We start from the raw sequence: 21,338 nt of genomic DNA, 5'->3' as shown, positions 1-21,338 counted from the left end.
CGTGAAACCGTGCACCTGCACGTTTTTGGGCTAGCGTGGTCGCGTGCAGAACTATCGCTGGGTGAAGGACGGCTCGCAGGAGCCCGGGACCATGCGCTACGGCGCCGACTACAACCCCGAGCAGTGGCCTCGCGAGGTGTGGGACGACGACATCCGTCTCATGCGCGAGGCGGGCGTCAACATCGTCTCGCTCGGCATCTTCTCGTGGGGCCTGCTCGAACCGCGTCCCGGCGAGTTCGACTTCGCGTGGCTCGACGAGATCATCGAGCTGCTGCACGCGAACGGCATCGACGTCGACCTGGCCACCGCGACCGCGTCGCCGCCGTCGTGGATGGCCCGGCAGCATCCCGAGATCCTGCCGCAGACCGTCGACGGCACGATCCTCTGGCCCGGCGCCCGCCAGCACTGGCGGCCGACGTCGCCGGTCTTCCGCGAGTACGCCCTGCGTCTCGTGCGCGCGCTCGCCGAGCGGTACGGCGACCACCCCGCCGTCGTCGCGTGGCACATCTCCAACGAGCTCGGATGCCACAACCTCTACGACTACTCCGATGACGCCGCGCGGGCGTTCCGCGTGTGGCTCGAGGCCCGCTACGGAACGATCGAGGCCCTCAACGACGCATGGGGCACGGCGTTCTGGTCGCAGCACTACGAGGAGTGGGACGAGATCCTGCCGCCGCGATCGGCGCCGACGATCCGCAACCCCGGGCAGCAGCTCGACTTCGAGCGCTTCTCGTCGGATGCCGTCCGCGACCACCTGCGCGCCGAGGCGGCCGTGCTCGACGAGGTGACCCCCGGCATCCCGCGGACGACGAACTTCATGGTCGCCCAGAACGTCCGCGACATCGACTACCCGTCGTGGGTGGACGACGTCGACTTCGTCTCGAACGACCACTACCTGCGACCCGGCGAGTTCGGCCGCGACGACCTCTCGTTCTGGGCCAACCTGACCGGCAACATCGCCGGCGGGCTGCCGTGGTTCCTCATGGAGCACGCGACGAGCGCCGTGAACTGGCGCGAGGTCAACACGCCCAAGCGCTCCGGCGAGCTCGTGCGCGACGCCCTCACGCACGTCGGCCACGGCGCCGACGCGGTCTGCTACTTCCAGTGGCGACAGTCGCGCGCCGGCGGCGAGCGCTACCACTCCGGCATGGTGCCCCACGCGGGCGAGAACAGCCGCGTGTTCCGCGACGTCGTCACTCTCGGCGGGGCACTCCGCGACCTGTCGCCGGTCACCGGATCGCGTCGCGAGAAGGCGCGCGTCGCGATCGTCGTCGACTACGAGTCGTGGTGGGTGAGCGGGCGCGACGCGCACCCGTCGGACTCGCCCGCCTACGACGACGAGACCCTCGCCTGGTACCGCGCGCTGCTCGACCTCGGCGTCCGCGCCGACGTCATCCCCGTCGGTGCGGCCTTCGACGGGTACGAGGTGCTCATCGCCCCGATGCTGCACGTCATGCCCGACGCCCTGCGGTCGCGTCTCGAGGCGTACACGGATGCCGGTGGCCACCTCATCACGACGTACTTCTCGGGCATCGTCGACGAGAACGACCGCGTCTGGCTCGGCGGCTACCCCGGCGCATTGCGCGAGCTGCTCGGCGTCATGGTCGAGGAGTTCGTGCCGCTGTTGCCCGACGTGCGCATCGCCCTCGCCTCGGGAGCCGTCGCGCACGGCTGGACCGAGCGGATCGTGCACGTCGGCGACGACGTCGAGGTCCTCGACACCTATGCCGACGGCGACCTCGCCGGTGCACCTGCGGTGACCCGGCGGAGCCTGCGCGGGGGCGGGTCGGCGACGTACGTGTCGACCGACATCGGACGGGATGGCGTCCGCGCGGTGCTCGCAGGGCTGGGGCTGGACGCCCTCGCCGGCGACCCGCGGTCGGCGGACGGCCGGCTCGACGTCATCGAGCGCGGCGACGACGAGGCGCGGTATGTCTTCCTCTCGAACCGCACCGACGACGAGGTCGTGGTGCCGGTGGCGGGCGACGTGCTCGTCGGCGCGGCCGCGGCATCCGGTGTCGTCTCGGTGCGGCCGCGGAGCGTGGTGGTCGTCCGCGTCGCGCGCTGAGGGTGCGATGCGCCGGGTGGCTGGCCGCGTGCTGCCTTCGGCGGCCAGTAGGCTGGCCGCGTGCTGCTCAGCGACCGCGACATCCGAGGCGAGATCGACGGAGGCCGCATCGGCCTCGACCCGTGGGACCCGACGATGGTCCAGCCGTCGAGTGTCGACGTGCGGCTCGACCGGTACTTCCGGCTGTTCGACAACCACAAGTACCCGTTCATCGATCCGTCCGAGGACCAGCCCGAGCTGACGCGTCTCATCGAGGTCGCTCCCGACGAGCCGTTCATCCTGCACCCGGGTGAGTTCGCGCTCGGCGCGACGTTCGAGCAGATCACGCTGCCCGACGACGTGGCCGCGCGCCTCGAGGGCAAGAGCTCCCTCGGTCGCCTGGGTCTCATCACCCATTCGACGGCGGGCTTCATCGATCCCGGCTTCTCGGGTCATGTGACGCTCGAGCTCGCGAACGTCGCGACGCTCCCCATCAAGCTGTGGCCGGGTATGAAGATCGGGCAGTTCTGCTTCTTCCGCCTGAGCTCGCCGGCCGAGAACCCCTACGGCACCGGCCCGTACAAGAACCGGTACCAGGGTCAGCGGGGGCCGACGGCATCCCGTTCGTTCCAGAACTTCCACCGCACCGACGTCGGGACGACCGACGCCGGTGCGAAGGGGAACTGACCGCGCTCAGTCGCGCTGCGCCTGCTCATAGCCGCGGCTGAAGCCGCGCTTAAAGGCCTCGGCGACGGCGGGGTGCGGCGCGAAACCGCGGCGCTCGCCGTGGCCGCAGTCGCGACCGTGTTCGCCGTGCCCGTGCCCGCCGTGGCTGTGCCGCGGGCCGAACCCGTGTCCGTGCCCGAACCCGCCGCGCGGGCCGAAGCCGCTGTGCCGGTGGCCGCGCCCGGGGCGGGGTGGCATCGGCTGCGATTCGTCCCAGCCGAGTGCCCGCGCGATCGCGTCGAGCGAACGCAGCAGAGTGTCGTAGTCGTCCTCGGGGACGGCGGTGGAGATGCGGGCCTGGAGGTCCGCTCCGTCCGACGCCGTTTCGTCGTGGAGCTCGCGCGCCAGCAGGCGGTGGACAAGCTTGAGTCGGAATCCGAGGGTGTCGTTGATCGAGGTGTTCATGGGTGTCCTTCCGAGACGTCCTGTCATCGGCGGACTGTCCGCGATGACCATTGCATGTCACTGTGCAAGTACATGCAGTGTGACATGTATCCGTGTTGCATGTCAAGTGACATGGATGGCGCGCCGAGCGGTATCGTCGAGGGGTGACCGATCCCACCGGCGACCTCGACGCGCTCCTCGCCGCCTTCGCGCAGATGCGCGGCCGCGGTCCGCACCGCCACCATCCCGGCGGACTCCACGCGCACGGACCTCACTCCGACGGCGGCGGCCCGCCCTGGATGCGGGGGGAGCGCGGGTTCGGTCCCGGTGCGCGCCTCGCCGGCGCCCCTGCCCGCATCCGGTTGCTCGACGCCCTGGTGCACGCGGAGAACCCCCTCTCGGTGAGCGAGATCGCCGAGGCGATCGGCGTCGACCAGCCACGGGCGTCGCGGCTCGTGCAGCAGGCGGTCGAGCTCGGCTTCGCCGCGCGCGAGGCCGATCCCGACGACGCTCGGCGCACCCGCATCGCGCTCACCGCCGAGGGGCGGCGACGGGCGGGCGACTTCCGGGGCGAGCGCCGCGAGCGGCTGTCGCAGGCACTGGCCGACTTCACGGCGGAGGAGCGCGCGGAGCTCGTCCGCCTGCTCGGCAAGCTCGCGGCATCCTGGCCCCGCGACTGAGGCGCTAACCCGGCGCGCCTCGCCCGCGCAAGGAGATGAACGGATCCGCGTCGGATGCCACCCTGGAGTGGTGAGTACCGAGCAGCAGTCCTCCCCGAGCGCCGATGCCGAGTCGGGCGCAGCCCTGGTCGTCCCCAACGAGAACGGCAAGGGGACGAGCCCCGCAGCCTTCACCCGGGCGATCGCCCCATGGGTGTTCTGGCCGGCCGCGGTCCTGATCGTCGGCTTCAGCCTGTTCGCCATTCTGCTTCCCGCGCAGGCCGAGGCGTTCTTCGGCGGGGTGCAGACGACGATCGTCAACGCGTTCAACTGGTACTACGTGCTCATCGCCGCGTTCTTCGTCGCCTTCGCCATCTTCATCGGCTTCAGCCGGTTCGGTGACATCAAGCTCGGCCGCGACGACGACGAACCCGAGTTCTCAACCGGGGCATGGTTCTCCCTCCTCTTCGCCGCGGGCATGGGCATCGGTCTGGTCTTCTACGGCGTGAGCGAGCCGCTCAGCCACTTCGTCACTCCGCGCCCCGGGGTCGAGGGCAACAGCGCCCAGCTCGCGAGCGCGGCACTCACCCAGACCTACCTCCACTGGGGCGTGCAGGCATGGGCGATGTACGTCGTGGTCGGCGTGGCGCTCGCCTACGCGATCCACCGCCGCAAGCGCCCCATCTCGATCCGCTGGGCGCTCGAGCCGCTGCTCGGCAAGCGGGTCCACGGCGCCGCCGGCAACGTCATCGACGCGGTCGCCCTCGTCGGGACCCTCTTCGGCGTCGCCACCTCCCTCGGGCTGGGTGTGACGCAGATCGGATCCGGGTTGACGGCGGCAGGGATGCCGGAGCTCAACGAGTTCACCGAGATCATCCTCATCTTCGTCATCTCGCTCTTCGTCCTCATGTCCGTCATCTCGGGTGTCACCAAGGGCATGAAGTGGCTCTCGAGCCTCAACCTCATCCTCGCGGGCCTCCTCCTGCTCTTCCTGCTGTTCTTCGGCAGCACCGAGTACCTGCTGCGCGAATGGGTGCAGTCGATCGGCGCCTACATCCAGAACTTCGTCGGGCTCTCGTTCACCGTCAGCGCTTTCCAAGGAACGGAAGGCGAGGAATGGCAGGCGGCGTGGACCTCGTTCTACTGGGGCTGGTGGATCTCGTGGGCCCCCTTCGTGGGCATCTTCATCGCTCGCGTGAGTAAGGGGCGCACGGTCCGTCAGTTCGTCGCCGGCGTCCTGCTCGTTCCGACGCTGGTCGGCGTGATCTGGTTCGCCGTCCTCGGCGGTTCCGCGATCCTGAAGGAGACGACGGACCCCGGTTCGATGCTCGGCCCCGACGGCAAGGTCGACCTGCAGGGCGCGCTGTTCCAGCTGTTCTCGTACCTGCCCGGTGGCGCCGTCCTCACCATCGGAGCCATCGTCCTCATCGCCGTCTTCTTCGTGACCTCGGCTGATTCGGGTGCGCTCGTCATGGGCATGATCGCCTCCGGCGGCAACCCCGAACCGAAGCGCTGGGTGCGCGTGTTCTTCGTCGCCCTGACCGCGGTCCTGGCCAGTGCGCTCCTGCTCGCGGGCGGCCTCGAGGCGCTGCAGACGGCCGCGATCCTCATCGCCCTGCCGTTCTCGGTCGTCATGCTGCTGATGTGCTGGTCGACCGTCCTCGCCTTCCAACGGGAGCGAGCGGCGTATGCGCGCGCGGAACGGCGACGGTTCGTCGCCGACATCGGCGACCACTACGGTCTCGAGGTCGAGGAGCCCAACGAGCGCGGACTGAGCCTCCCCGCCTTCGTGCGGCGTGCGATCCCCACGCGGGCACCCCGGGGCGGTTCTGAGAAGCCGCCGGAGCGGGCCGACTGACCCGCCCCGGCGGACCTCAGGCGGTCTCGAACAGGAGTGCGAACGACGCGTCGCGGGCCGGCAGGCGGTGACGCGGCAGCACGCCGGGGCCGCACGTCGCCGTCCCGACGCCCGACTGCGCGATGTCGATCGATACGTGGGTCGCGGTCGGCGTCGGCAGGAGCGACGCGTGCGACGTCGTGCTGAGGGTCGTCCGGTCCCACGGTGACACGGTCAGGGCGACGCCCGCGTCGAGGGCCTCGCCGCCGACGACGCTCACGCGTACGCCTCCCTCGGTGGTGCGGATGACGGCGGTCCGCACACCGCGTCGCGATCCACTCTCCTGCGGCCGCACGTGCGGGGTGACGAGGTCGTCCGCGCCGGCGTCGAACCAGCCGAACTGGACGCCCGACGCGGTGTCGGGGTAGCTCGGACCGGGGCCGTACCCCGCGAACTCCATGCCGACGGGCGCCCCCGCGAACGTCACGTCGATGCCGAGTCGGGCCCAGTCGACGGTCCACGAGAAGGGCGCCTTCTCGATCCAGGAGTTGTCCCACGAGCCGATGCTGCGCAGGTCCAGCTCCAGCAGCAGTCCTTCGGGAACGGTCGACCAGCGCCACAGCGCGTCGACGCCGCTGTCGAACGAGGGTGCGCCGACGCGGGTGTCGACGACGAGGGCCGCGGCATCCGATTCGACGCTCCGGACGCGGGTCTGCATCCGGTCGATGCGCGCGAGAGCCCAGCGCTCCGCCATCGGCGGGAGCGTCGGCTCGTCCCACCCGGGGAAGAGGTCGTTGTCGGTCGGTGCGCGCCAGATCCCGATGCCCGGTCCGTCGACGACGCCGAGCGAGCCGAGACGCAGGGGACGGCCGCGGCGATCGAACTCGTCGGGCTCGGGCGCCGACGCCTGCCCCACGCGGGGAGTGCCGGCGGCGACGTGCTGACCGGTCGCGACGACGTGCCCGGCCGACGCCCAGCTCGTCCCCTCGCGCAGCACGGCGTCGACGGTGAGGACGTCGGCGACGGATGAGCCCGACACGACGCGGGCCTCATCGGGGAGGGGCACCTCGGCTCGCTGGCGCGGTCCGACGGCAGGAACGGTCAGCTCGCCGTGCGCGACCGTCTCGCCGTCGACCTCGCGCCGCCACCGGAAGGCGAGGTGGCTCGTGTCGACGTGGTCGTAGCGGTTCTGCAGCCGGATGCGGCGACGCGCGGCATCCACCTCGATCACGACGGGCGCGACGATCGCGGCGTAGTCGACGAGGCCGGGGCGCACATCGCGGTCGGCGCTGATGAGGCCGTCGATGACGAAGTTGTGGTCGTGGACGGACTCGCCGAAGTCGCCGCCGTAGCGGAAGGCCCGGCGGCCATGCTCGTCCTCGACCGCGATCGCGTGCTCGATCCACTCCCAGATGAAGCCGCCCGCCAGGCGTGGGAACCGCTCGTAGAGGTCCCAGTACTCCTTCACCCCGCCCGGGCTGTTGCCCATGGCGTGCCCGAACTCGCAGTGCACGAAGGGGAGCGACCGGCGCCGCAGCTCGGCCGCGCCGATGTCGGCGGGCGCGATCTCGTCGGCCTCCTCGCCGATCCGCCGGACCTCGTCGTGCGAGGCGTACATCCGCGAGTACACGTCGGTGTCGCGGCTCGAGTGATCGCCCTCGTAGTGGATGAGGCGGGTGCCGTCGTTCTCACGCACCCACCGCGCCATCGCGCGGATGTTGCAGCCCGCGCCCGACTCGTTGCCGAGCGACCACATGATCACGCTCGGGTGCGTGCGGTCGCGCGTGACGGTGCGACGGATGCGGTCGACGAAGGATGCCTCCCACGCCGGGTCGTCGCTCGGGTTGCCGCGCCACGACACGTACTCGTACTCGTGCGTCTCGAGGTCGCACTCGTCGATGACGTACAGGCCCAGCTCGTCGGCGAGGTCGAGCAGCTCGGCGTGCGGCGGGTAGTGGGACGTCCGGACCGCGTTGATGTTGTGCTGCTTCATCAGGACGAGATCGCGGCGCGCCAGCTCGGTCGTGTGCACCCGCCCGCGGTCGGGGTCGTGCTCGTGGCGGTTGACGCCGCGGAGCATGATCGGGCGTCCGTTCAGTGTCAGCACGCCGTCGTCGGCGCGGACGCGGCGGAAGCCGATGCGCACCGACACGGTCTCGGATGCCGTGCGGAGGGTCGCGGTGTAGAGGCGCGGCGTCTCGGCGGACCAGGGCCCGACCTCGCCCGCGTCGACCGTGCTGCGCCCGGCGGGGACGCCCTGGCGGATGCCGAGCTCCGCGATCTCGAGCACGGCGTCGGCCGACGTGGTGACCTCGACCGCACCCCGCCCGGTCTCGTGGTCGAAGTCGCCCGTGACGACCGCGTCGTCGATGCCGCCGACGGGGCGGGCGAGCAGGGTGACGCTCCGGAAGATGCCCGGCAGCCACCACATGTCCTGGTTCTCGAGGTAGGTCCCGTCCGAGAACTGCGCGACGCGCACGGCGACGACGTCCCCGGTGCCGGTGAGGTGGTCGGTGACGTCGAACTCGTGCGTCAGGCGGCTGCCCCGGGTCGAGCCGAGGCGCGTGCCGTTGACGAAGACGTCGGCGGCCGACTCGATCCCGTCGAAGCGCAGGAGCACGCGGCCCCCGGCATCCGTCACCTGTCGGATCGCGTCGTCGACGTCGATGCGGCGCACGTAGTCGCCGACCGGGTTCTCGTCGGGCGGGTAGGGCGGGTCGATCGGGAAAGGGAACTGCACGTTCGAGTAGGCCGGGGTGCCGAACCCGCTCATGTTCCAGTGCGCGGGGACGGCGATCTCGTCCCACCCGTCCGTGTCTCCGGCGGTCCAGCCGTCGTGCGGTGCGAGCGCGGGGGACGGCGAGAGACGGAACCGCCAGCGCCCGTCGAGCGACTGGGTCGGAGCGTCGGACGTCAGGCGCGTGCGGGGAGCGATCGATCCCTCACCGGGCCCGATGCGGGCGACGTCGAAGACGGGCGCGCTCATCGGGCGGCCTCGACGGGGAGCGATGCGGGGCTGAGGCGCGAGGCGGCTGCGGCGTCGAGGACGAGCGTCACGCGGTCGTGGCGCTGCAGGAAGGATGCCGGGAGTTCCGCGGTCTGCGGCCCCTCGACGGCCCGCGCCACGGCATCGGCCTTCGACTCGCCCCATGCGATCAGGACGATCTCCCGCGCGTCGAGGATCGTGCCGATGCCCTGCGTCAGCGCTCGCGTCGGGACGAGCCCGGCGTCGCCGTCGAAGAAGCGGCTGTTGTCGGCGACGGTGCGCGGAGCCAGGTCGACGACCCGTGTGCGGGAGTCGACGGCGGAGCCCGGCTCGTTGAACCCGATGTGGCCGTTCGCGCCGATGCCGAGGATCTGCAGGTCGACGCCGGCGGCGGCTGCGATCGCCGCTTCGTACCGTGCGGCGGCCGCGGCGGGATCGGCCGCGGCGCCTTCGGGGACGTGCACGCGGGCGGGATCGAGGCCGAGCGGCCCGGTCACCTCGCGCGCGATGACGGCGTGGTAGCTCTCGGGGTGGTCGACCGGCAGGCCGACGTACTCGTCGAGCGCGAACGCCGCCGCCCGCGAGAGGTCGAGACCCGCCTGCACGCGGTCGGCGAGCGCGCGGTAGAGCGGCTGCGGGCTCGACCCGGTCGCGACGCCGAGGACGGGAGCGGGTCGGTCGCCGACGGACGAGGCGATGATCGCGGCGGCGATCTCGCCGGCGCCGGCGGCATCGGGGGAGAGCAGGATCCTCACGAGAGCACCTTTCGGGGGGAGGGGGCGTCGGAGTGGGCGAGTGCGAGCGCGAGCGCGCCCGCGACGGGGGGTTCGTCGAGGACATGCAGACGCAGGGCCTCGTCGTGGCGCTGCAGGTCGGCCCGCAGCAGCTCGGCGAGCAGGGGTTGCGCGGTCATGACGCCGCCCGCGGCGATGACGTCGGTGCCCTGCGCGCCACGGCCGCGGATCGCCGTGACGGCGTCGGCGAGATGGGTGGCGGATGCCGCGATCACTCCGTGCGCGATCGTCGATCCGGCTGCGGCCGCGTCGAAGACCTGGGGGGCGAAGCCGCCCCACGAGGCCTCGCTCGCGCTCGCCTGGAAGCGCAGCGCGAGGTCGACGTGATCGAGGGCGTCGAAGGCGGCGAGGAAGCGCGCCGCGAGCGGGTCGCTCATCGCGCTCGCGCCGTCGCGGTCGACGGCGCGGAGCAGGGCGACGGCAGCGCGCCGCGAGATCCCGGGCGCGCTCGCGTCGTCGGCGATGAGCCAGCCGTAGCCGTCGGCCGTCACGGGCTCCCCGTCGACGTCGAAGCCGACGATCGCCGAACCCGTCCCCGCGATGACGCAGACGGCCGCCTCGAGCCCCATGGCCGGGGCGAGGAGCACGGCGTCGTTGACGACCGCCACGACCCCCGGCATCCGATCGCCGAGCAGAGCCGTGGCCTGGTGACGCTGCCGGGTGCTGTCGATGCCGTGGGCGCCGACGACGGTGACGGCGGGCGCGGTGCCGACCGTGTCGGTCACGAGCCGGGCGAGGCGGTCGAAGTTCTCGGCGTCGTCGAAGATCGCGCCCACGCGCCAGATTTCGCTCGGCACGATGCGGTCGACGACCTCGCCGTCCACGAGCGCGCGCACCTGCGTCTTCGTGCCACCGACGTCGACACCGACGATCGCGTCGGGGGTCGGGTACCGGATCTCAGGCAAGATAGACCGCCCCTTTCACATGGTCGATGGTGAGCTGGCCGATCCCGACGAGGGCCGCGTCCTCGCCGAGCGCCCCCACGACCAGGGCAGGAGGACGGGGGATGCGGCCGGCCAGTCGCGCCGCGACGCCGTCGATGAGTCGGTCGGTCCGTCGCGGCAGGCGCCCGGCGAGGATCACGACGCGGCAGTCGAGGATCACGGTGAGCGCGGCGACCGACATCGCGATGTGGTCGAGCAGCCGCTCGGCGCGGGCGTCGTCGCCCCGGTCGAGGACGGCCATCGTCGAGGCGTCGTCGGCCGATGCGGCGCCGAGTGCGAGCACGCGCGTCTCGAGATCGCCGCCCGTGCCGTGGTCCTGCGCGAACGCCGTCGGGTCGGTGATGAGATAGCCGATCTCGCCCGCGGCGGAGCCCGCTCCGCGCACGAGGCGGTCGCCCGAGACGATCCCGGCGCCCACGCCGATCCCGAAGACGAGGGCCGCGAGGTCTCCGGTGCCCTGCCCGGCGCCCCGGGTCCACTCGCCGATCGTGACGGCGTTGGCGTCGTTCTCGACGACGACGGGGAGTCCCGTGCGCCGGTGCATCAGATCGCGGACGGCGACGCCGTTCCAGTCGAGCTCGACCGAGTCGCTGACGGCGCCGTCGGTGTCGACGACACCCGGCACCGATACGCCGATGCCCTGCGCGGGCGTCCCGAGCTCGGCGGCCGTTCGGATGAGCCTGTCCGCGAGCCGGCCGATGCCGTCGAGTCGAGAGGATGCCGACGGCATCCCGTCCTCGCCGCGAAGGGATTCGCGGGCTTCGTGGCGGATGTCGCCGTTCAGGTCGATGAGCGCCCCGCGGGCGACGGTCGCGGTGACGTCGAGGGCGACGACGGTGCGCGCCTCGCCGAGGGGGCGGTACCGGTGCGTCGGGCGACCGACGCCGCTGGCGTCACGCTCCACGGCGAGGAGCCCGTCGGCGACCATCCGGGCGCACAGGCGGTGGACCGTCGCCGAGGCGAGTCCGGTCGCCTCGATGAGTTCGGCGCGGGTGAGGGAGCCGCCGGCCTGCAGGGCGTCGAGGATCGCGGTGCGGTTGATGCGGGTGACGTCGGCGTTGGTCGCCGTGCCCCTGCTCGCCGCGCGTTCGCCGCTCATCATTCCCCTGACGCCCTTTTCGTCTTACTCTGAGATAAAAGCAGACGGATGCCGCTCCCGCAAGACCACCGGCACCGTCCCCGACATCGGAGCAGCCGTGGCCCCCATCCTTTCCCCGTCCACCGAGTCCCTCCGCGCGGCGGGAAGGTTCGGCCTCGGTGCCGCACCCCTCGGCAACCTGTTCCAGGAGATCGACGACGCCGAGGCCACGGCGATCGTCGACGGCGTCTGGGACAGCGGCATCCGCGTCTTCGACACCGCTCCCCACTATGGACTCGGCCTCAGCGAACGACGCCTCGGCGCCGCGCTCGCCCGCCGACCGCGCGACGAGTTCGTCCTCTCGACGAAGGTCGGACGGCTGCTCGAACCCGACCCGAGCGGTGCGGGGCGCCTCGACGACGAGGGGTTCGTGGTCGAGGCGACGACCCGGCGCCGGTGGGACTTCTCGGCCGACGGTGCGCGCCGCTCGCTCGAGTCCTCGCTCGAGCGGCTCGGGATGGACCGGGTCGACATCGTGCACCTGCACGATCCCGAAGGGCGCGTCGACGAGGCGATCGACGGAGCGCTCCCCGCGCTCGTCGCCCTCCGCGACGCGGGCGTCATCTCGGCCGTCGGCGTCGGGTCGAAGGACCCCGCCACCCTCACCCGCATCATCGAGACCGACATGGTCGACGTCGCCATGGTCGCGGGGCGGTACACGCTGCTCGAGCAGCCCGCCGCCGCCGACGTCCTGCCCGCGGCGCTCGCGCACGGGGTCGCGGTGATCGCGGTCGGCGTCTACAACTCGGGGCTGCTCGCGACCCCGCATCCCGATCCCGCCGCCCCCTATGAATACGGCACGGCGCCCGAAGCCGTCTATCGTCGAGCTGTACGGCTCGCGGACGCGTGCGCGGCGCGCGGAGTGCCGTTGCCCGTCGCCGCCCTGCACTTCCCGTTGCGGCATCCTGCCGTGGTCAACGTGACGGTGGGGCTCGGCAAGGCATCGCACGTCGCGCAGACAGCCGGATACATGAACGAGCCGCCGACCGAGGACTTCTGGCGCGGCCTCGCAGAGGAGGGCCTGGTGCCCGAGGGAGAACGATGACAGAGCACGTCCTGTGGTACCGCCGACCCGCGGAGACCTGGAACGAGGCGCTGCCCCTCGGCAACGGTGCGCTGGGGGCGATGTGCTTCGGAGGTGCGACCGACGCCCTCCTGCGCCTGAACGACGAGACGCTCTGGTCGGGAAGCCCCGCGAGCGAGCTCGCTGCGCCCGTCGTCACGGCGGATGAGGCGCGCGACGCGCTCGCCGAGGCCCGCGCCGCCGTCGCCGACGGGCGTGAAGAGGATGCCGACCGTCACGTCCGCCGCCTGCAGCACCGCCACGCGCAGTCGTTCCTTCCGTTCGCCGACCTGCGCCTGCGCATCGACGGCGCGACCTCCGACGAGGTCGAGGACTACCGTCGCGAGCTCGACCTGGCGACGGCGACCCACGTCGCCACCGGCACCCGCGCCGGCGCGGGGCTGAGCCACCGCACGTGGATCAGCGCCCCGCACGGCGTGCTCGTCCACGAGCTCGAGAGCGACGAGCCGATCGACGTCCGCGTCGAGCTCGAGACGCAGCTGCGCGAACTCGGCCGCGTCGAGATCGACACCGCCACCACCCTGCTCGTGCAGGCACCCTCCGACGTGACGCCCCCGCACGACGAGGTCGACGAACCCGTCGTGTACGAGGACGACGCCGCCTCGGTGCGGGGAGCCCTGCACGCGCGCATCGTCACCGACGGCACTCCCGTGCGCGGCGGACGCGTGCTGCGCGCGACCCGGGTGACCGTCGTCCTCGCGACCGCGACGACCTTCACCGGTATGGGACGGATGCCGGTGGGCACCGAGCGTGCCGCGGCCCGCCGCGCGACCGAACGTGTCGACAACGCGATCGCCGCGGGTCTCGACCAGGTGCGGGCGGCGCAGCTCGCCGACCACGCGAGGTTGTACGCCCGGGCCGAACTCGCGATCGGCGTCGCGCCGGACCCGGAGCGCGACACCGCCGAACGCCTGCGCGACCTCGCCGAGGACGGCGCGGTCGACATCGGCCGGGACGCGGGGCTCGCCGCCCTTCTGTTCCACTACGGCCGGTACCTGCTGATCTCGGCCTCGCGACCCGGGGGACTGCCCGCGACCCTGCAGGGCATCTGGAACGAGGAGCTCCGCCCCGACTGGAGCTCGAACTACACGACGAACATCAATGTCGAGATGAACTACTGGGGCGCCCACACCGCCAATCTCAGCGAGACCGAGGAGCCCCTCCTCGCCCTCATCGAGGCGCTCGCCGACAGCGGCGCCGAGACGGCGCGACGGCTGTACGACGCCCCCGGCTGGGTCGCCCACCACAACACGGATGCCTGGGGCTACACCCAACCCGTCGGTGACGGCGTGCACGACGCCGCCTGGGCGTTCTGGCCGATGGCGGGCTTCTGGCTCTGCCGGCACCTCGCCGAGCGCGACGCGTTCGGTGTCGCCGACGAGGCCGAGCGCCGCCGCGCGTTCCGTCTGCTGCGGGGGGCGACCGCCTTCGCCCTCGCCTGGATGACGCAGGCCGAGTCGGGCGAGCGCGGCACCGCGCTGTCGACGTCGCCCGAGAACACCTTCCGCACCCGCGACGGCGGTTCGGCTGCCGTCGCCGAGTCCGCCACCCTCGACATCGTGCTGCTGCGGGCGCACCTCGACGAGTTCCTGCGCCTCGCGCACCACCTCGGCCACGAGGACGATCCGCTCGTCGCCCAGGCGCAGGACGCCCGTGCCGGGCTGCCCGAGATCCCGATCGAGGACGGCTCGATCGCCGAGTGGCCCGGCGGCCGCGAGGCCGTCGACCCCCATCACCGGCACCTGTCGCCGCTCGTGTTCGCCTACCCGGGGACCGGAGCCCTCACGCCGGAGCTCGGGGCCGCGGCATCCCGCTTCCTCGATCTCCGCAAGGACGAGTCCACCGGATGGTCGCTCGCCTGGAAGATCGCCCTCCGCGCCCGGCTCGGCCAGGCGGATCGCGTCGCGGACCTGCTCGCGCTCGTGTTCCGCGACATGTCGATCGACCGCGGCGACCAGTCCGGCGGTCTCTACGACAATCTCCTCGCGGCGCACCCGCCGTTCCAGATCGACGGCAACCTCGGGTACGTCGCCGGCCTCGCGGAGTGCCTCGTCCACTCGCACGGGGACGCGATCACGCTGCTGCCGTCGTGGCCGGCACCGCTCGGAGCCGGTTCCGTGCGCGGTCTCGTGGCCCGTCCCGGTGTCGAGATCGACCTCGCGTGGGATGACACCGGTGCGGTGACCTCCGCCCGCGCCCGTGCGCGCGTCGCTTCGGCGCACGGCGAGCACACGTTCCGAGCGGGCGAGCGCGAGATCGAGGCGACGCTCGACGACGCGTGGAGCGTCCTCATCGGCGAGTGATCGGGTTCGCACAGCGCGTGCCGGGAATGCGCGCCCGGCGCATGCGTTCTCCCGACGTATGACACACGTAGGAATCATCGGAGCAGGTCACATCGGTTCGGCTGTCGCGCGCGGTCTCGTCGCGCAGGGGCACCAGGTCGCGATCAGCAACTCGCGCGGTCCCGAGACGCTCAGCGATCTCGTCGCCGAACTCGGTGAGAACGCTCAGGCCCTGACCGCGAAGGATGCCGCAGCCTTCGGCGAGTGGGTCGTCGTCACCATCCCGCTGAAGGCCATCGACGGACTCCCCGTCGACGAGCTCGCCGGCAAGTTCGTCGTCGACACGAACAACTACTACTGGGAGCGCGACGGTCACATCGCCGAGCTCGACGAGAAGAAGACCACCACGTCGCGCATGCTGCAGGAGCGCCTGCCGCAGTCGACCGTCGTGAAGGGCTTCAACCACATCCCGGCCGCCGACATCCTCGCCGACGGCGCCCCCGCCGGCACGCCCGGCCGCCGCGCGCTGGCGACCTCGAGCGACTCGGCCGACGCCGTCACCTTCATCACGAAGATCTACGACGACTTTGGCTTCGACACCGTCAACGTCGGCGGTCTCGACGAGAGCTGGCGCGTCGAGCGCGACCAGCCCGCCTACGTCGTGCGCCAGACCGCCGACGAGCTGCGCGAGAACCTCGCCCGCGCGGAGCGCTGAGCCCCGGCATCCCTCGTCGACCCGACGCGACCTGCGTCCATTCGCGGTGAATGGATGCCGGATGCGTCGGGTCGACGCGTTCGCGGGAGCTGCCGCGGTCAGCGCAGGTGCGCCGGCCGCGGCAGCTTCACGAAGAGCATGAGCACGAGGCCGACGACGAGCACGATCGCGATGCCGAGGATGCCCCAGTAGGTCGCACCGAAGACGGCGATGAACAGCGTCCACATGCCCGGAGCCAAGAAGCTGACGACGCGTCCGGTCGTCGCGTAGAGGCCGAACACCTCGCCCTGCATGTGCTCCGGCGTGACGCGGGCGAGGAGCGAGCGCGTCGAGGCCTGCGCAGGGCCGACGAAGGCGCAGAGCGCGAGCCCGAGGATCCAGAACGGGAGCTTGCCCGCGTCGTGCAGCAGGAACACTCCCAGTGCCGAGACGACGAGCCCCACGAGCGACGTGAGGATGATCGCGCGGGCGCCGTACCGATCGTCGAGGCGGCCGGCGAGGACCGTCGAGATGCCCGCCACGAGGTTGGCGGCGATGCCGAAGAGGATGACTTCGTTCGGCGAGAACCCGAATGCCACGGCCGCGAGCACACCGCCGAAGGCGAAGACGCCGCCGAGTCCGTCGCGGTAGACGGCGCTCGCGAGCAGGAACCACGCCGTCGGTCGGTGCGAGCGGAACAGGTCGCGGATCGAGCGGAAGAACGCCCGGAACCAGGCGGCGAATCCGAGCGGCGGCTCACCCGGGGGAGCCGGCGGCTCGGGGACGTTCCGGAAGAGCGGGATCGCGAAGACGATCGTCCACACCGCGCAGCCGGCCGCGATGAGGCGGTAGGCGAGGCCGCCCGACGTGTCGAGGCCGAACCACTCGACGGCGTTCAGGACGACGACCGCGACGAGGGCCAGGATGCCGCCGATGTAGCCGAGTCCCCAGCCGAGCCCCGACACCTTGCCGACGGTGCGCGGCGTCGAGACGCTCACGAGCAGGGCGTTGTAGTTGACGCCGGCGATCTCGGACGCGACGGCACCGAGCGACACGAGGATCGCGCCGAGCCAGAAGTACGACGGGTCGGCGAAGACGAAGAACAGGCTGAACTGGAGCAGCGCGAGGAGGGCCGTCGCGATGAGCAGCCACCGCTTCTTGCGGCCCTTGCGGTCGGCGACCTGTCCGAGGATCGGCGCGAGCAGCAGGATCGCCAGTCCCGCGATCGTCGACACGAGTCCGTAGCCGGTCGACAGGTCCGCCAGAGCCGACTCCTTGATCGGGTCGTCGTCGGCGAGGCGGGCGACGTTCTCGGGCAGGAACGTGTCGGACACGAGGTACAGCGAGACGAAGACGAAGGTCAGGATGACCGAGTTGAAGGGCTGCGTCGCCCAGTCCCACATCGCCCAGGACGCGACGTTCCTGCGAGGGACGGGACGCTCCTCGAGGTCCTGGAACATCACGGGGAGGGCGCCGCTGTCGGCGGTGGCGGGGATCTCGGGCGTCCCGCCGGTGGAACGCGTCATGAGCCGCACCCTACCGCGCGTTCACGGCGCGCCGGTGACGTGGCGCGTCAGGCTTCCCGCGGGGGATCCCAGACCACGGGTGTGACGGTGCCGTCGCGCCAGTCGCGGCGGAGGACGCTGTAGGCGACGGATGCCAGCAGTCGCCCGTCATCGGTCGGCCACCCCTCGCGGTAATAGGCCTCCTGCACCCAGCCGCAGCGGACGAATACCCGCCGCATCGCGATGTTGTCCTCCCGTGTCTGCCCTTCGAACCTGTTGACCTCGGGCATCGTCGTGAAGACGTGGTCGGTCGCCACGCGCAGGACGTCCGTCGCGAGCCCGCGGCCGCGGTGCGCGGCATTCAGCCGCAGGTCGAACAGGGGAGCGTCGTCGCTGAGGTCCTCGAGCCGGAAGAACCCGATCCGGCCGTCCGCGTCCGAGTCGATCCAGAACGAGGCATGATCCTCGTCGGCGTACGCGCCGTCGTCGATCGCCTCTGCGATCTGCGCCGCCGTGGGATCGGTCCGCACGTGGCACGGGAACGACTGCGACGTCATGAACGAGATCAAAGCCTCGCGGTCGGCGCCGGTGGGATCGAGGGGCGTCAGGCGGATCGGCATCCGTCCACGCTAACGGCGATCGCGATCACGCCGAGCCTGCAAACTTGATATGCATCGGCTCAAGTTGGTTTGACGGTCGGCGAGGGCCGGAGTAGCCTTGAGTCATCGCGGCTCAGGTTGTGGCCAGAGCCGCCGGAAGACTTCAGATCTACGCAATCGCCACACGAAGGAGAATCACATGGCACGTGCAGTGGGAATCGACCTCGGAACGACCAACTCGGTCGTCGCCGTCCTCGAAGGTGGCGAGCCGAAGGTCATCGCCAACGCCGAGGGTCTTCGCACGACCCCGTCGGTCGTCGCGTTCACGAAGGACGGCGAGGTGCTCGTCGGCGAGACCGCCAAGCGCCAGGCCGTCACGAACGTCGACCGCACCCTGACCTCCGTCAAGCGCCACATGGGCACCGACTGGAAGACCCAGGCGATCGACGGCAAGAACTACACGCCGCAGGAGATCTCGGCCCGCATCCTCCAGAAGCTCAAGCGCGACGCCGAGCAGTACCTCGGTGACACGGTGACGGATGCTGTCATCACCGTCCCCGCCTACTTCAACGACGCCGAGCGTCAGGCCACGAAGGAGGCCGGTGAGATCGCGGGCCTCAACGTGCTCCGCATCATCAACGAGCCCACCGCCGCCGCTCTCGCGTACGGCCTCGACAAGGGCAAGGAGGACGAGCTCATCCTCGTCTTCGACCTCGGTGGTGGAACCTTCGACGTCTCCCTCCTCGAGGTGGGCAAGGACGACGACTTCTCGACCATCCAGGTGCGCTCCACCGCCGGTGACAACCGCCTCGGTGGTGACGACTGGGATCAGCGCATCGTCGAGTACCTGATCAAGCAGTTCAAGGACACGAGCGGTGTCGACGTCTCGGGCGACAAGATCGCCCTGCAGCGTCTGAAGGAAGCCGCTGAGCAGGCCAAGAAGGAGCTCTCGAGCTCGCAGTCGGCCTCGATCAACCTGCCCTACCTCTCTCTGACCGACTCGGGCCCCGTGTCGCTGTCCGAGACCCTGAGCCGCGCGAAGTTCGAGGACCTCACCAAGGACCTCCTCGACCGCACCAAGAAGCCGTTCGAGGACGTCATCCGCGAGGCCGGCATCAAGGTCGCCGACATCGACCACGTCGTGCTCGTCGGTGGATCGACGCGTATGCCCGCCGTGAGCGAGCTCGTGAAGAAGGAAGCCGGCAAGGAGCCCAACAAGGGCGTCAACCCGGACGAGGTCGTCGCTGTCGGCGCCGCCCTGCAGGCCGGTGTCCTCAAGGGTGAGCGCAAGGACGTGCTGCTCATCGACGTCACCCCCCTGAGCCTCGGCATCGAGACCAAGGGCGGCATCATGACCAAGCTCATCGAGCGCAACACGGCCATCCCGACCAAGCGCAGCGAGACCTTCACGACCGCCGACGACAACCAGCCGTCGGTGGCCATCCAGGTCTTCCAGGGTGAGCGCGACTTCACCCGCGACAACAAGCCGCTCGGCACGTTCGAGCTCACCGGCATCGCGCCGGCACCCCGCGGCATCCCGCAGATCGAAGTCACGTTCGACATCGACGCGAACGGCATCGTCCACGTGTCGGCGAAGGACAAGGGCACCGGCAAGGAGCAGTCGATGACGATCACCGGCGGCTCGTCGCTGCCGAAGGACGACATCGAGCGCATGGTGCGCGAGGCCGAGGAGCACGCGGCCGAGGACAAGAAGCGCCGTGAGGCCGCCGAGGTCCGCAACCAGGCCGAGACGCTCTCGTACTCGATCGAGAAGCTCCTCAGCGAGAACGCCGACAAGCTGCCCGAGGACGTCAAGACCGAGGTCCAGGCCGACGTCGACGCGCTCAAGACGGCGCTCGCGGGCGACAACGACGACACCGTCAAGGACGCCTACGACAAGCTGAACGCGTCGCAGACCAAGATCGGCGAGGCGATCTACGCCGCGAGCCAGGCCGACGCCGCACAGGCGCCGACCGATGCTCCGGCCGGCGAGCAGACGGCATCCTCCGATGAGGATGTCGTCGACGCCGAGGTCGTCGACGACGAGGACGAGAAGAAGTAAGCATGGCGGACAAGGACTTCGAGAAGCCGGACGAGGGCGACGACGTCGCCGCGACCCCGGCCGAGGAGTCGGTGGAGCCCGCCGGGGATGCCGACACGGAGCCGGACGCGCTCACGGTCGACGACATCCTCGGCGCGGCCCAGTCCGACGAGGCTGCTGTCGCGGATGCACCGGAGGAGGAGCACGACCTGCTCCTCGACCTGAAGCGCGTGCAGGCGGAGTACGCCAACTACCGTCGCCGCACTGAGGAGCAGCGCGAGGTGGAGCTCGCGCGCGCCAAGGGCGCCGTCGCGAAGGGGATGCTCCCCGTGCTCGACGACCTCGACCGCGCTGAGAAGCACGGCGACCTCGCCGAGGGCAGCGCGCTGGCGGCGATCGCCGAGAAGATGCGGGCCGTCGTGGCCCGCCTGGGAGTGGAGCGTTACGGCGCTGCGGGCGACGCGTTCGACCCGCAGCAGCACGAGGCGATCTTCCAGGCGCCCACGCCCGGCACGACCGAGCCGACGATCCTCGAGGTCGTCGAGATCGGTTACCGCCTCGGTGACCTCGAGCTGCGTCCGGCGAAGGTCGTGGTCGCGGTTCCGGCTGAGTAGGGGGCGCGCTGATGGCCAGTCAGGATTGGTTCGACAAGGACTTCTACAAGGTGCTCGGGGTGTCCAAGGACGTCTCCGACGCCGACCTGAAGAAGACGTACCGCAAGCTGGCGCGCACCTACCACCCCGACTCGAACGCGGGGGACCCCGCGGCCGAGGCGAAGTTCAAAGAGGTCAGCGAGGCGTACTCGGTGCTCAGCGACAAGGAGCAGCGCGCCGAGTACGACCAGCTGCGCGCCATGGGCTCGGGGAGTGCACGCTTCCAGCCCGGGGCTAGCGGCGGGTTCGAAGACGTGTTCAGCCGGTTCCAGCCCGGCGGCGCGGGCGGCCAGCAGGCCGACTTCGACGACCTCTTCGCGATGTTCGGGCAGCAGGGCGGGGGCCGGTTCGGCTCCGGTCGCTTCGGGCAGCCGAGCGGTGGATTCCGCGGCTTCGGCGGCCCGCAGCGCGGAGCCGACGTCACCGCCCGCACGACGCTCGACTTCACGACGGCCGTGAAGGGCGACACCATCACGCTCCAGGGCGACGACGGCAAGCCCATCAAGGTGAAGATCCCCGCAGGGGTCTCGGACGGGCAGAAGATCAAGCTGCGCGGTCGCGGCCGGCCCTCGCCGGACGGCGGCGAGGCGGGTGACATCGTCCTCACGGTCGGTGTGCGCCCACATCCCGTCTTCACGCGCGAGGGGCTGAACCTCCGCATCCATGTTCCCGTCACGTTCACCGAGGCGGCGCTGGGTGCGACCATCGAGGTCCCGACGCTCGGCGGCGACAGCGTCAAGCTGCGCGTCGCGCCGGGGACCCCGTCCGGGCGCGTGCTGCGCGTGAAGGGCCGCGGGGTGCAGACGGCGAAGGGCACCGGCGACCTGCTCGCCGAGGTCCAGGTCGCCGTCCCGACCCACCTCGACGGACCCGCGCGCGAAGCGCTGGAACGCTTCCACGAGTTGGAGCCCAAGGAGAACCCGCGCGCCGATCTGATGGCCAAGGCGCGCGAGTGAGGTGAGACG

Annotated in this window: 17 protein-coding genes; 10 read left to right on the top strand and 7 right to left on the bottom strand. The window is 71.1% G+C overall.

Features of this window, described 5'->3' with window-relative positions:
* Positions 1 to 43 precede the first annotated feature (43 nt).
* Complete coding sequence (locus Q9S78_RS00925; protein ID WP_311868271.1) at positions 44 to 2,068, top strand: beta-galactosidase; 2,025 nt, start codon at positions 44 to 46, stop codon at positions 2,066 to 2,068.
* A 60-nt stretch (positions 2,069 to 2,128) separates the two neighbouring features.
* Positions 2,129 to 2,734, top strand: coding sequence for a dCTP deaminase (gene dcd / locus Q9S78_RS00920; RefSeq protein ID WP_311868268.1), 606 nt, complete (start codon positions 2,129 to 2,131; stop codon positions 2,732 to 2,734).
* A gap of 6 nt (positions 2,735 to 2,740) precedes the next feature.
* On the opposite strand, the gene Q9S78_RS00915 is transcribed toward dcd, so the two are convergent.
* The gene (locus Q9S78_RS00915) at positions 2,741 to 3,178 is read right to left on the bottom strand and encodes a hypothetical protein (protein WP_311868265.1); all 438 of its coding nucleotides are present in this window, start codon (positions 3,176 to 3,178) and stop codon (positions 2,741 to 2,743) included.
* A gap of 143 nt (positions 3,179 to 3,321) precedes the next feature.
* Between Q9S78_RS00915 and Q9S78_RS00910 the strand changes: the two genes are divergently transcribed.
* Both Q9S78_RS00910 and Q9S78_RS00905 read left to right on the top strand, forming a co-directional pair.
* The gene (locus tag Q9S78_RS00910; RefSeq protein WP_020098460.1) at positions 3,322 to 3,837 is read left to right on the top strand and encodes a MarR family winged helix-turn-helix transcriptional regulator; all 516 of its coding nucleotides are present in this window, start codon (positions 3,322 to 3,324) and stop codon (positions 3,835 to 3,837) included.
* Between the two features lie 67 nt (positions 3,838 to 3,904).
* Positions 3,905 to 5,674 (top strand): BCCT family transporter, encoded by a 1,770-nt coding sequence (locus tag Q9S78_RS00905; RefSeq protein WP_311858207.1) that lies wholly within the window; start codon positions 3,905 to 3,907, stop codon positions 5,672 to 5,674.
* Between the two features lie 16 nt (positions 5,675 to 5,690).
* Here Q9S78_RS00905 and Q9S78_RS00900 read toward each other — a convergent pair whose 3' ends face one another.
* The 4 genes from Q9S78_RS00900 to Q9S78_RS00885 are packed head-to-tail and all read right to left on the bottom strand — an operon-like array spanning position 5,691 to position 11,476.
* Positions 5,691 to 8,639 (bottom strand): glycoside hydrolase family 2 TIM barrel-domain containing protein, encoded by a 2,949-nt coding sequence (locus tag Q9S78_RS00900; RefSeq protein ID WP_311868262.1) that lies wholly within the window; start codon positions 8,637 to 8,639, stop codon positions 5,691 to 5,693.
* The gene (locus Q9S78_RS00895; RefSeq protein ID WP_311858204.1) at positions 8,636 to 9,394 is read right to left on the bottom strand and encodes a glucosamine-6-phosphate deaminase; all 759 of its coding nucleotides are present in this window, start codon (positions 9,392 to 9,394) and stop codon (positions 8,636 to 8,638) included. The genes Q9S78_RS00900 and Q9S78_RS00895 overlap by 4 nt, the downstream gene beginning before the upstream one ends.
* Positions 9,391 to 10,338, bottom strand: a complete 948-nt coding sequence (locus tag Q9S78_RS00890; RefSeq protein WP_311868259.1) for an N-acetylglucosamine kinase — start codon at positions 10,336 to 10,338, stop codon at positions 9,391 to 9,393. Before Q9S78_RS00890 ends, Q9S78_RS00895 begins: the two co-directional genes overlap by 4 nt.
* Entirely contained in the window at positions 10,331 to 11,476 is a 1,146-nt protein-coding gene (locus Q9S78_RS00885; protein ID WP_311868255.1) for an ROK family transcriptional regulator, read from the bottom strand. The genes Q9S78_RS00890 and Q9S78_RS00885 overlap by 8 nt, the downstream gene beginning before the upstream one ends.
* 97 nt (positions 11,477 to 11,573) lie before the next feature.
* Between Q9S78_RS00885 and Q9S78_RS00880 the strand changes: the two genes are divergently transcribed.
* Genes Q9S78_RS00880 through Q9S78_RS00870 form a run of 3 tightly spaced genes read left to right on the top strand, consistent with a single transcriptional unit; the run spans position 11,574 to position 15,596 of the window.
* Complete coding sequence (locus Q9S78_RS00880; RefSeq protein ID WP_020098466.1) at positions 11,574 to 12,560, top strand: aldo/keto reductase; 987 nt, start codon at positions 11,574 to 11,576, stop codon at positions 12,558 to 12,560.
* Complete coding sequence (locus tag Q9S78_RS00875) at positions 12,557 to 14,902, top strand: glycoside hydrolase family 95 protein (protein ID WP_311868249.1); 2,346 nt, start codon at positions 12,557 to 12,559, stop codon at positions 14,900 to 14,902. The genes Q9S78_RS00880 and Q9S78_RS00875 overlap by 4 nt, the downstream gene beginning before the upstream one ends.
* Positions 14,799 to 15,596: an NADPH-dependent F420 reductase gene (locus Q9S78_RS00870; protein WP_512699416.1), complete on the top strand. Its 798-nt coding sequence runs from the start codon at positions 14,799 to 14,801 to the stop codon at positions 15,594 to 15,596. The genes Q9S78_RS00875 and Q9S78_RS00870 overlap by 104 nt, the downstream gene beginning before the upstream one ends.
* Positions 15,597 to 15,694: 98 nt before the next feature.
* Here the strand turns inward: Q9S78_RS00870 and Q9S78_RS00865 are convergent, their stop codons facing one another.
* Together Q9S78_RS00865 and Q9S78_RS00860 are read right to left on the bottom strand one after the other, a co-directional pair.
* Complete coding sequence (locus tag Q9S78_RS00865; protein ID WP_116227658.1) at positions 15,695 to 17,101, bottom strand: MFS transporter; 1,407 nt, start codon at positions 17,099 to 17,101, stop codon at positions 15,695 to 15,697.
* A gap of 47 nt (positions 17,102 to 17,148) precedes the next feature.
* Positions 17,149 to 17,700, bottom strand: coding sequence for a GNAT family N-acetyltransferase (locus tag Q9S78_RS00860; RefSeq protein WP_311868241.1), 552 nt, complete (start codon positions 17,698 to 17,700; stop codon positions 17,149 to 17,151).
* A gap of 178 nt (positions 17,701 to 17,878) precedes the next feature.
* Here Q9S78_RS00860 and dnaK point away from each other — a divergent pair, with 178 nt between their 5' ends.
* From dnaK to Q9S78_RS00845, 3 genes are read left to right on the top strand one after another with little or no spacing between them, the layout of a single operon-like run.
* A complete protein-coding gene (gene dnaK / locus Q9S78_RS00855) occupies positions 17,879 to 19,741 on the top strand; it encodes a molecular chaperone DnaK (protein ID WP_116227656.1) in 1,863 nt (620 codons plus the stop codon).
* A 2-nt stretch (positions 19,742 to 19,743) separates the two neighbouring features.
* Positions 19,744 to 20,334 (top strand): nucleotide exchange factor GrpE, encoded by a 591-nt coding sequence (locus Q9S78_RS00850; protein WP_116227655.1) that lies wholly within the window; start codon positions 19,744 to 19,746, stop codon positions 20,332 to 20,334.
* An 11-nt stretch (positions 20,335 to 20,345) separates the two neighbouring features.
* Entirely contained in the window at positions 20,346 to 21,329 is a 984-nt protein-coding gene (locus Q9S78_RS00845; protein ID WP_116227654.1) for a DnaJ C-terminal domain-containing protein, read from the top strand.
* Positions 21,330 to 21,338: the final 9 nt, after the last annotated feature.

The organism is Microbacterium aquilitoris (assembly GCF_031932285.1).
Lineage (GTDB): Bacteria > Actinomycetota > Actinomycetes > Actinomycetales > Microbacteriaceae > Microbacterium > Microbacterium aquilitoris.
The sequence above is the reverse complement of the archived record's forward strand: the minus strand, read 5'-3'. Positions and strand labels throughout refer to the sequence as shown.

Excerpts from the sequence above, each read along its gene's own strand:
- Q9S78_RS00915 (WP_311868265.1), bottom strand. The coding sequence starts at position 3,178 with ATGAACACCTCGATCAACGACACCCTCGGATTCCGACTCAAGCTTGTC.
- Q9S78_RS00900 (WP_311868262.1), bottom strand. The coding sequence starts at position 8,639 with ATGAGCGCGCCCGTCTTCGACGTCGCCCGCATCGGGCCCGGTGAGGGA.
- Q9S78_RS00885 (WP_311868255.1), bottom strand. The coding sequence starts at position 11,476 with ATGAGCGGCGAACGCGCGGCGAGCAGGGGCACGGCGACCAACGCCGAC.
- Q9S78_RS00875 (WP_311868249.1), top strand. The coding sequence starts at position 12,557 with ATGACAGAGCACGTCCTGTGGTACCGCCGACCCGCGGAGACCTGGAAC.
- Q9S78_RS00865 (WP_116227658.1), bottom strand. The coding sequence starts at position 17,101 with ATGACGCGTTCCACCGGCGGGACGCCCGAGATCCCCGCCACCGCCGAC.
- Q9S78_RS00860 (WP_311868241.1), bottom strand. The coding sequence starts at position 17,700 with ATGCCGATCCGCCTGACGCCCCTCGATCCCACCGGCGCCGACCGCGAG.
- dnaK (WP_116227656.1), top strand. The coding sequence starts at position 17,879 with ATGGCACGTGCAGTGGGAATCGACCTCGGAACGACCAACTCGGTCGTC.
- Q9S78_RS00850 (WP_116227655.1), top strand. The coding sequence starts at position 19,744 with ATGGCGGACAAGGACTTCGAGAAGCCGGACGAGGGCGACGACGTCGCC.
- Q9S78_RS00845 (WP_116227654.1), top strand. The coding sequence starts at position 20,346 with ATGGCCAGTCAGGATTGGTTCGACAAGGACTTCTACAAGGTGCTCGGG.